The organism is Paraburkholderia elongata (assembly GCF_013177735.1).
In the GTDB taxonomy this organism is placed as follows: Bacteria; Pseudomonadota; Gammaproteobacteria; order Burkholderiales; family Burkholderiaceae; genus Paraburkholderia; species Paraburkholderia elongata.
On the sequence record NZ_WOEZ01000162.1, the window covers coordinates 1 to 9,621 of the forward strand.

Here is a 9,621-nt window from a genome sequence, read left to right on the forward strand (position 1 = left end):
TTTCCAGCTTGCTGAGCTCGGCGTTTTTCTTCGCGCGGCGCGCCTTGCGGTCCGCCTTCTTTTGCGCCTTCATCTCTTGCTTCGACATCGCACTATCGGAGGCGCCGGCATCGGTTGTCGCTGCATGAGCTTGCAACATCGGAAGTGAGAGGAGACTCAAAGTCATACCTGCTGAAACAGCAAAAACAGACAGTTGCTTGAACTTCATACGTATCTCCGTATGGATGCGTTAGGCGACGTGAGACTGCTCACGGACCATTTGGATTAGTTCCTGAGAAGAACGTGTCTCTTCGCGTTGGAACGCCCGAACCGTAATCGATGGGGCGTCAACAGGGATACGGGGGTTAACCGCGATGAGGTGACACAGCATAACGCTGAAAGGCTCTTGCACATTTGCTTTGAGGCGCATTTTCCCTGATTTCACGAAAGAGATTCCCCCTTCTGCTCTTTGTTCGAGCGAATGGGGAATATACACTCGGGCAAAAATACACAAGCGCAGTTCAGGAGACGTGCCGCACGGAAATTATCGCCTTCCGCATAAGCGCACTCTTGTGCTTGCTATTTCTTCTCATTTTCTTCCCTGCGAGCGTCTGTGCGGCTCCACGTCATTCAGCAGTGTCGCGCTCGATGAAAGATAGACGGGCGCTCGGAAAGGTGAGTTCAGAAAATTGCGAGTGAGCGAAGAAATTGAGCACTCTCGATAGTAGGGAAGGTACGTAGTACAACTATATTAACGGAGATGGCAATGAAGAAACTTCTGTTCAGCGTGTTCGCATTGTCCGCGACGGCAACAGCCATGGCTCAGAGCAGCGTCACGTTATACGGCATCGTGGACAACGGTATCGTGTACGAGACGAATCAACCGAAGGGGCATGTATTCGGTGCGCAAAGTGGAGGCTGGGCGCAATCGAGATTCGGTCTCAAAGGCTCCGAGGACCTCGGCGGCGGCACTCACGCAATCTTCCAGCTCGAGTCCCGGCTCAACACGATGAACGGAAGCTTCGCGAACGGAAGTTTCTTCGAGGGACAGGCGACTGTGGGCCTCCAGAATGACACTTGGGGTCAAATTAAGTTGGGCAACATGGGCTCGGCTGAGATAAGTCAATACTCGGGCGATGTCGACCCACAGCAAACAAAGAAGTATGCGATTGGAACGCTGGTACGGGGCCGCATCTTCTCGCAGGCAGCGAACGGCGCGGAGTACCTGTCGCCGACGATTGCCGGTTTTACCCTGCAAGGCCAGTATGACTTGACGAATTCGCCGACGTGGAACGCCGGAAATCCTGGAAGCGCGCCTGGTCAACTCGGCACTTCTAGTGGACTCGGAAGCTCTCAGGGCCGCTCGGATGGTATCAAACTCTCCTACGCGAACAAGGGCCTTTTCTGGCAGGCGACCTATGACGAGGTTCGCGACGGAAACGGCCAATTCAGTAACGTGTACCTTGCTTCTCGCTCGATTCTCACGGGCTTGACGTACGCATTCGGTCCTGTGACTGCATACGTTGGCTACCAGCACCTGAGCGCTCCGGACGCGTCGAATGCGGGCTATTTCGGCACGGCGGCCCCGTCAGCGTTGCCGGCAGGAACGAGCCTCCCGACAACCGTCAATCATGAGTGGATTGGCGCGACCTGGCAGACGACGCCCGCGCTTGCTATTACCGGCGCCGTCTATCACGCAAATGCAAACAAAGGGAACGGGAACGCAACCCTCTACACATTGGGTGCGAACTATTCGCTGTCTAAGCGAACCCTCCTATACACGGAACTGGCGTACGTTAGAAACAGTTCGTCGTCTAACGTCGGCCTCGACAGTGGTCTGTATGGCGCGAACATCAACAACGACCCCACTAACGGAAGCGCGTCAAGTACCAACCCCAACTATGGCAAGAGCCAGTTTGGCGTCATTGCAGGGGTGGCGACGAGGTTCTGATGCTGCCGAGAGGTCCGAGTGACAACTTTCTCTTGGACCTCTCAGGAGCTGCGTCTGCGCTTGGATTGTTTCCGAGCAGACACCAGTGGTTCCGGCGAGTAAGCAACCAGGTGGGGCTTGCGGAGACAGAAGCGCGGTTGTGAGCGGTCGAATCAATCGCGGAAACGACTGGCGATGTGGTCCGGAATATTTTCTGGCGTCACGACCACGACCGAAGAAGATGACGCTACAGACGATGCTGGCAAGAGTTTGTGAAAGTGCATGACGTGATGACACGCGGAGCGCATGTCCTGTCGGAGGTCATGATGCAAGATTGCCTGAATCCTTCCAGCGCGTAGAAGCTGCACATTATCCCTGTCCAGGTCGTGACCGATGAAGCAGACCGGAGCTTGCTGTTGCGCTTCCAGCGCGCGAAGAATCGCGACATTACCTCCACCCATGGAGTACACGGCAGCGATGCGAGTATCGTCGTTGAGAACGCTTCGGACCCGCTCTTCAGTTGGCAAATCAATGCCATGTCCGCCGCTTGCATCAATCAGCTTGAGTTGGGGGTGGCGCTTGCGCAATGCTCGACGAAAGCTTATCTCGCGCTCTTCCTCGCCCCGAAAACGCTCGTCGCTCATCGTTATCAACACATTAGCCGGCTGGGGTCCCAGCAATAGGCCTAGAAGGTAGGCGGCAGTGGCGCCAGCGACGCGATTGTCGAGCCCGGCGTACGCGATGCGGCCTGATAGCGGTATGTCGGTGAAGACTGTGACGACGGGAAGCCGTGGCGCTGTAGGTCGCCGATTGCCTCAGCAATTTCAGGAACGTCGCGGGCCTTCAGGAAAACGCCGTGGCTTCCTCTTCGGGCGATGGAGCGAAGGGCCTCCACCACTTCTGAGGTCGTCATCGTCTCCTGCAGCAGAAAGCGCGGACGAACAACCGCCGGGTGCATTAACACGAGCTCGGCTTCGAGCGCGCTCTTTATTTCGTCACTGAACCGCGTCGGTGCTTCTACTACGACGTCAACCATGAGCTTCCGCCCTGTGTTTGCGAGGTTCAGCTCCTGTTTCTCAAGTTCTTTTATCGCCTGCTCAACCCGATTGCGAGTGTGCTCCCGGACGTTAGCGCGTCCGTTCAGCACCCTATCAACAGTCGCCACTCCAAGCCCTGCCTGAAGGGCAATTTCCTTAATCAAGAAGCGGTGAGCCAATCCGACCCTCCTTCATTGATAGTTTTTTGATGTGTTTATGATAATTCGATTTGTGCTTTGCAAGCTATCCTACATGGAAAATAGGAGGCGCGAATGGACTACCAACGAGAAGACTATCTCGCTGAGCGAACTAATTGGTATCGCGAAGGCGACTGCAGCTTGAGTGATTTCGTGACAGTCCTCAACGCGGGTGGGGAGCGAGGGCTACGCTACGCTGCAAAGTCAGTTCAAGGGATTCCTGTATACGAATGCCGCGACCTGGAAGAAGTGGGCTCGTCTGAAACAGAAAGGCTTCAGCTACTGTCGGAGTGGGCTGGAGTCCTGCGAGATGGAGCGGGCGTCTTTGTGCTCAAGCACGCTTTTGCCGACACCGGGTGCGTAGATGAGGCGACGGTCATCTTCGAATCGATTATTGAAGCCGAGAAGAAGTCGGGCTCGAAGGCTGACCATTTCGCGAAAGCAGGCGCGAACGACCGTATCTGGAACGCGCAGGAAAAACTCTGCGTTGCGGCACCTGAGGTCTTCACCAGGTACTTTTCGAACCGGTGGCTGCCGGCGGCGGCCGAGGCATGGCTTGGCCCGTGCTTTCAGGTTACGTCCCAGGTCAATATTGTCAGACCCGGCGGAGAGGCACAGCAAGCTCATCGTGACTACCATCTGGGCTTTCAGTCAGCGGAGGTGGCAGCGTCTTTTCCAGCGCACGTGCATGGGATGTCGCCTTTTCTCACGCTACAAGGGGCCGTTGCGCACAGCGATATGCCTGTTGAGAGCGGCCCAACCAAGCTCCTGCCTTACTCGCAGCGATACGCTCAAGGCTATGTGGCTTGGCGTAGACCTGATTTCCGGGAATATTTCGAGAACAACTTCGTCCAGTTGCCGCTTGCCAAGGGCGATGCCATCTTCTTCAATCCGGCGCTATTTCACGCAGCCGGTTCGAACCGAACGTGCCACGTTCAGCGCATGGCAAACCTGCTTCAAATCTCGTCGGCTTATGGTCGGGCGATGGAAGTGGTGAATCGAACGCACATGTCCGAAACCCTATATCCCGTCCTTCGAGACCGGTTGAAGGCCGGCAACATAACTGAGTTTGAGGCGCTGTCGGTGATTGCCTCGTGCGCTGAAGGCTATTCGTTCCCAACAAACCTGGACAGGGACCCGCCTGCCAAGGGACTCGCGCCGGAGAGCCAAGGCCAGATGATGCTCCGAGCGCTTCGGGAGGACTGGGAGCCGGCCGAGTTTACGCGAGCCCTCGCAAAGCATGCCTGGCGTCACAGGAATGGCGAATCCGCCGAACTGATAGATTGTTGATGTGTTTTTGTGGATAAAAGATAGAGCCGCGGCACTATCATGATGCTGGCGCGACACACAAAATGACTCAGCGAAGTCGCGCGTGCTCCCGCATTCGGCTCGGATGTGGGCGAACGAGGCGTAATGGTGCAAGGGCATGGACCAGTTCAAGGAACTACAACTGTTCGTCGAGGTGGCCGAGACGGGCAGCATCAGCCGGGCTGCGGAAGCTGTCGAGCTTTCCATCTCGGCGGCGAGTCGGTATTTAATCTCGTTGGAGGCGAGGCTTGGAATCCAACTGGTGCGCAGAACGACGCGCAACCTTTATCTGACTGAGGCCGGCGCCGAATTTCACCGGCGCTGTAAATCTATCCTCGCAGAGCTTGGCGAAGCAGAGGCCGTAATCAAAGAGGCAGTTGTGCGTCCAAGCGGCATCCTTCGCGTCACCGCCTCGTTATCGTTCTGCATGCTACACATCGCGCCGATGCTTCCTGATTTCACGGCGCGCTACCCCGACATCACAGTGGACGTGGTGGCGGCCAACCGTTACTGCGACATCATCGAGAACGGCATCGACGTCGCGATTCGTACGAAAGTCCTTGAGCCAGACAGCAACATCACGATTAGAAGACTGGCATCAACGCGCCGCATACTGGCCGCATCGCCCGGCTACATCGAGGCGAACGGGCGCCCTCGCTTCCCAGCGGAGCTCGCGAAGCACAGGTTGCTGAACTATCAACTCGCGGACAATCCACGCGAGCTCTCATTCACACGCGGTGGTGAGAACGTCGTTGTCAGAGTGAAGCCATTAGTGGAGTCGAATGATGGCCAGATACTGCGCATCGCCGCGTTAGACAACATGGGCATCCTCGTGCAGCCCAAGTACATCATCTACGATGACCTCAAGGCCGGCCGCCTTATCCCGGTGCTCGACGACTGGGACCTTCCACGGCTGACCATGAACATCGCGTTTCAGACCCGCTCCCATCTCCCCGTGAAGGTACGCCTGTTCATTGATGCGCTCGTGGAGCGGTTTCACCAGAACGAATACGAACGGCATTGGACAGCGTGAACCTGCGCTCATCGCATTTGGGGCTTCTTCCCACTCAGCGCGAAAGACTTTCCCTTTCTAGCTCTGTTTTGCCAGCCAAGGCGAATATAGACTCGTCTCAAAGCTACAGAAGAGATTGATGGAGACACGCAATGCAAATCGCATCATCTGCAGTTCCGCCTGCCTCGCCGTATTTCGAAGAGGCTCGCTCGGCCGAAGTCGTTAATGCTCGCATGAGCGAAGGTGCCGACGTTCGCCTGCGCGAGGTAATGTCGGTTCTGGTCAAGCACCTTCATGCTGCCGTCAAGGAAATCGAGCCGACGCATGAAGAGTGGTTCACAGCCATTCGCTTTCTGACCGAGACGGGTCAGATGTGCACGGATTGGCGGCAAGAGTACATACTGCTCTCGGACATCCTCGGTGTCTCGATGCTCGTTGATGCAATCAACCATCGTCGACCGAGCGGTGCTACACCGAACACGATTCTCGGTCCCTTCTATGTCGCCAACGCGCCCGAGTATCCAAATGGCACGAACATCTGTCTCGATGGAAAAGGCGAACCGATGGTGGTCAAGGGTCGGGTAACCGATATCAAGGGAAACCCGATTCCGAACGCCAAGCTCGAGGTTTGGCAGACCGACGACGACGGCTTCTATGATGTTCAGCAGAAAGGCATTCAGCCTGACTCAAATCTGCGAGGTGTTTTCACTTCGGATGCTGAAGGTCGCTACTGGTTTAGGTCGGTCAAGCCGCGTCACTATCCGATTCCTTCCGACGGCCCCGTCGGGAAGCTGCTGGAGGCAATGGGTCGACACCCGAACCGAGCTGCTCACCTACACTTCATCGTTACCGCGCCTGGCTTTGACCCGGTCATCACTCACATCTTCACGCCTGACTGCCCGTATCTCCCCGAAGACGCAGTCTTCGGCGTCAAGCGTGAACTCATCGCCGAATTCAACAAGATTGACGACCCTGAAGCTGGGAAGCGCGTCGGGTTCTCGTCGCCGTTCTGGACTGTGTCGTGGGACTTCACTCTCGCGACGCCCGGTAAGCCCACACGGGAAACCCCGTAATCGTTTGGCACGCTAGTGCGCTGCCGAAAAACTGATGACATCGAGAGACAGAGGAGTACTACATATGAGCGCGAAGAAAGAACTGCTGGCTGCGTACTGGACGCTCGCCGGCGACGTTTATCCGTGTGCAGCGAACGAAATCAGCCCGTTCCCGCTGCGCGACCGCTGCGAAGCGGCTTCGCGCGCCGGGTGGAGCGGCATCGGCCTCATTCTCGATGACCTCGAATACAGCATCGGGAAGTACGGGGTGTCCGGCGTCAAGAATATGCTGGATGACACGGGCATGAAGTACTTCGAACTCGAAATCCTCATGGACTGGTACTTCGACGGAGAGGCGCGTGTCAAGTCGGACGATTGCCGTCGCCGTTTCATCGAACTGGGCGGCGAACTGGGCATGCGCAATCTGAAAATCGGTGCGAGCCCCTTCGACAGAAATCCAGCCGACTTTCCGCGCATGACCGACGAATTCGCGAAACGTCGACGCCCTCGGTATCGAGGCGCGCTCGAAGGAAGACATCCTGGCGGACGAGAATGTGCATGTCGTGCTGGTCCACTCCAAGAGCGAGAAGATGGCCGACCTGACCATTGAGGCGCTCGAAGCAGGCAAGGCAGTGTTGTGCGAAAAGCCCGCCGGCCGCAGTTCGGTCGACGCCAAGCGCATCGTCGAAGCTGTGGAGCGTACTGGCGGACTCGTGCAAGTCGGCTATTGCTGGCGTTTTGCTCCTTCGGTCGATGCCATGCAGGCTGCCCTCAAAGACGGTCGTCTCGGGAAAGTCGTGCAGGTGCGCGCCCACGGAGGCTGCTCACATGACGAAGCGGGCACTGCGCACATGACTCAGCCAGGCGATATCGGCAGCGCAGTGTTCGTTATCGGCTGCCACCTCATCGACCGCATTCTTTTGCACTTCGGCCTGCCGCGCTCGGTGAACGCCCGAATCACGAAATTCCCGAATTTTCACGGTGACGAATCGCGTGAAGATGCGGCAGGTGCCGTGCTGAACTACGAAGACAAGATTGTCACCGTCGACTTCATGTCGTGGGACGTCCTGCCGTGGACCGAGAGCTGGGACATCACCGCCTACGGGACGGAAGGCATCATGTCTTCGCGCTCGCTGCCCGCGAGCTACAAGATTTATGACGCTGGCAAAGGTGACCATCCGGAAGGCTGGACCGAATGGCAAGAGACCAGCTTCCCTGAAATCTGGGCGACGAAAAAGACAGAGTATTCGCCCGATATCGCTGAAATCGGCAATCCGGTTTACTTCGACCGCGAGTCGAACGCGTTCTTCGACGCATTGCGCAACGGCACGCAGTCGGTTGTGCCTGCCACGCAGGCGTACAACATCAGCCGTGTCATTGAGGCCATGTTCGCTTCGTCCAAAGAAGCCGGTGCAGAGGTCGTTATCGGTTAAGAGTTTGAATGGCTGACGCCCTCGCGCGTCGGCCGAGGATTCCGCACTTCATAAAGCGGAGTCATAAATACGTATTCCTAAATACGAGATGAAGTGATGAAGATTCTGAAGAGTGTCGCGGTCATTCTGGCCGCTTCGGCAGCTTTCTCGGCTATGTCTGGTGCTGCTTTCGCCCAGGATAAGGGCGTTGTTGGCATTTCGCTGCCTGACAAGACCGAATCGCGGTGGATTACCGACGGCAAAAGCATGGTCGATGCACTGAAGGCGAAAGGCTACTCATCTGACCTGCAGTACGCGAACTACGACGTTCCGACACAAGTGAACCAGGTCGAGAACATGCTTGCGAAGGGTGTCAAAGCGCTGGTCATTGCACCGATTGACGGCAAGACTTTTTCTGACGCCATGGCGCTCGCCCAGAAGAAAGGCATCAAGGTCATCTCATATGACCGCCTGATTAGCCAGACCAAGAATGTCGACTACTACGCTACCTTTGACAACTACGGCGTCGGCGTCCTGCAAGCACAGAGCATTGTCAGCGCCTGGCAGAAAACGGGTAGCAAGACCCCGTTCAACATCGAAGTGTTCGGAGGTTCATCGGATGATAACAACGCGCATATGGTCTACGCGGGCGGCATGTCGGTTCTGAAGCCGTATATCGATAGCGGCAAGTTCGTGATTCGGAGCAAACAGATTGCCTTCGAAAAAGTCGCGACACGCAATTGGGATGGCGCGACCGCTCAATCCCGAATGGACAACTTGCTGAGCGCATTTTATGGCAAGGACCATCTCGATGCGGTCTGGGCGCCAAATGACGCGTTGGCGATTGGCATTATCTCGTCTCTCAAAGGTGTGGGATACGGGTCGGGTCAGCAAGCGATGCCTATCATCACGGGACAGGACGCGGACGTACAGAACGTGAAGAACATCGTTCGCGGTGACCAAACGTCAACCGTGTTCAAGGACACGCGCAAGCTCGCCAGCGTGGCGGCGGACATGGTTGACGACGCGCTGACCGGCAAGCAGGTGCCCGTCAACGACACGAAGAGCTACAACAACGGAGCGAAAATTGTTCCGACCTACCTCGTGAAGCCTATCCTGGTCGATAAGGCCAATTACCAGTCGGAGTTGGTCACCAGCGGTTACTACACGCAGGCCCAACTTAAGTAAGGCATCTGAACGTCAGCGTGTCGGGACCCTCGACGAGTGGGACCCGCTTCACGCAGGCACGCCCCGAGCGTGACCAATCAGAGGAGTTTGACCATGGATACCATTCTGGAGATGCGCGGAATTCAGAAGAGCTTTGGCGCTGTCAAAGCCCTGAACAATGTAAATCTGAGGGTAAGGCAGGGCGAGATTCACGCCATTTGTGGAGAAAATGGCGCCGGAAAATCGACCCTGATGAAAATCCTCAGTGGCGTCTATCCACGCGGCTCTTATTCTGGCGACGTCCTTTACGACGGTCAGGAGCGGGCATTCGCCGATATTTCCGATAGCGAGGCGGTCGGAATCATCATCATCCACCAGGAGCTCGCCCTCGTACCGATGCTCTCGATTACCGAGAACATCTTTCTTGGTAACGAGCAGTCGAAGCGCGGCATCATCGATTGGCAGGTATCGCGTGCGAAGGCCAAGGGACTGTTGGCGAAGGTAGGGCTCACGGACTCCCCGGATGC

The 9,621-nt window shown here is 56.6% G+C and carries 10 protein-coding genes and 1 pseudogene; 8 read left to right on the forward strand and 3 right to left on the reverse strand.

The features are described from left to right. Positions 1–208: pseudogene (locus GNZ13_RS28685) on the reverse strand (hypothetical protein); the annotation flags it as partial. A gap of 537 nt (positions 209–745) precedes the next feature. Here GNZ13_RS28685 and GNZ13_RS28690 point away from each other — a divergent pair. Continuing rightward, on the forward strand, positions 746–1,930 hold the full coding sequence (locus GNZ13_RS28690) for a porin (protein ID WP_172170865.1): 1,185 nt from the start codon (positions 746–748) through the stop codon (positions 1,928–1,930). 152 nt (positions 1,931–2,082) lie between these two features. Here the strand turns inward: GNZ13_RS28690 and GNZ13_RS52820 are convergent, their stop codons facing one another. Both GNZ13_RS52820 and GNZ13_RS52825 read right to left on the reverse strand, forming a co-directional pair. Next, positions 2,083–2,670, reverse strand: a complete 588-nt coding sequence (locus tag GNZ13_RS52820) for a substrate-binding domain-containing protein (RefSeq protein WP_328807314.1) — start codon at positions 2,668–2,670, stop codon at positions 2,083–2,085. Then, positions 2,595–3,125, reverse strand: coding sequence for a LacI family DNA-binding transcriptional regulator (locus GNZ13_RS52825; RefSeq protein ID WP_236002231.1), 531 nt, complete (start codon positions 3,123–3,125; stop codon positions 2,595–2,597). Before GNZ13_RS52825 ends, GNZ13_RS52820 begins: the two co-directional genes overlap by 76 nt. Positions 3,126–3,218: 93 nt before the next feature. Here GNZ13_RS52825 and GNZ13_RS28700 point away from each other — a divergent pair, with 93 nt between their 5' ends. From GNZ13_RS28700 to GNZ13_RS28730, 7 genes are all read left to right on the forward strand, one after another. Continuing rightward, complete coding sequence (locus tag GNZ13_RS28700) at positions 3,219–4,433, forward strand: phytanoyl-CoA dioxygenase family protein (protein ID WP_172170867.1); 1,215 nt, start codon at positions 3,219–3,221, stop codon at positions 4,431–4,433. A 136-nt stretch (positions 4,434–4,569) separates the two neighbouring features. Further along, positions 4,570–5,484 carry a LysR family transcriptional regulator gene (locus GNZ13_RS28705; RefSeq protein WP_172170869.1) on the forward strand — a complete coding sequence of 305 codons (915 nt, stop codon included), beginning with the start codon at positions 4,570–4,572 and terminating at the stop codon, positions 5,482–5,484. 131 nt (positions 5,485–5,615) lie between these two features. Further along, the gene (locus GNZ13_RS28710; protein ID WP_172170871.1) at positions 5,616–6,536 is read left to right on the forward strand and encodes an intradiol ring-cleavage dioxygenase; all 921 of its coding nucleotides are present in this window, start codon (positions 5,616–5,618) and stop codon (positions 6,534–6,536) included. A gap of 64 nt (positions 6,537–6,600) precedes the next feature. Beyond that, a complete protein-coding gene (locus GNZ13_RS28715; protein ID WP_216675060.1) occupies positions 6,601–7,125 on the forward strand; it encodes a hypothetical protein in 525 nt (174 codons plus the stop codon). Then, complete coding sequence (locus GNZ13_RS28720) at positions 7,079–7,948, forward strand: Gfo/Idh/MocA family protein (RefSeq protein ID WP_328807313.1); 870 nt, start codon at positions 7,079–7,081, stop codon at positions 7,946–7,948. The genes GNZ13_RS28715 and GNZ13_RS28720 overlap by 47 nt, the downstream gene beginning before the upstream one ends. Positions 7,949–8,044: 96 nt before the next feature. Then, positions 8,045–9,115, forward strand: a complete 1,071-nt coding sequence (chvE, locus tag GNZ13_RS28725; protein ID WP_172170877.1) for a multiple monosaccharide ABC transporter substrate-binding protein — start codon at positions 8,045–8,047, stop codon at positions 9,113–9,115. Between the two features lie 93 nt (positions 9,116–9,208). Next, positions 9,209–9,621: ATP-binding cassette domain-containing protein (locus tag GNZ13_RS28730; protein ID WP_172170873.1), on the forward strand; the 413-nt coding region annotated here is incomplete at its 3' end.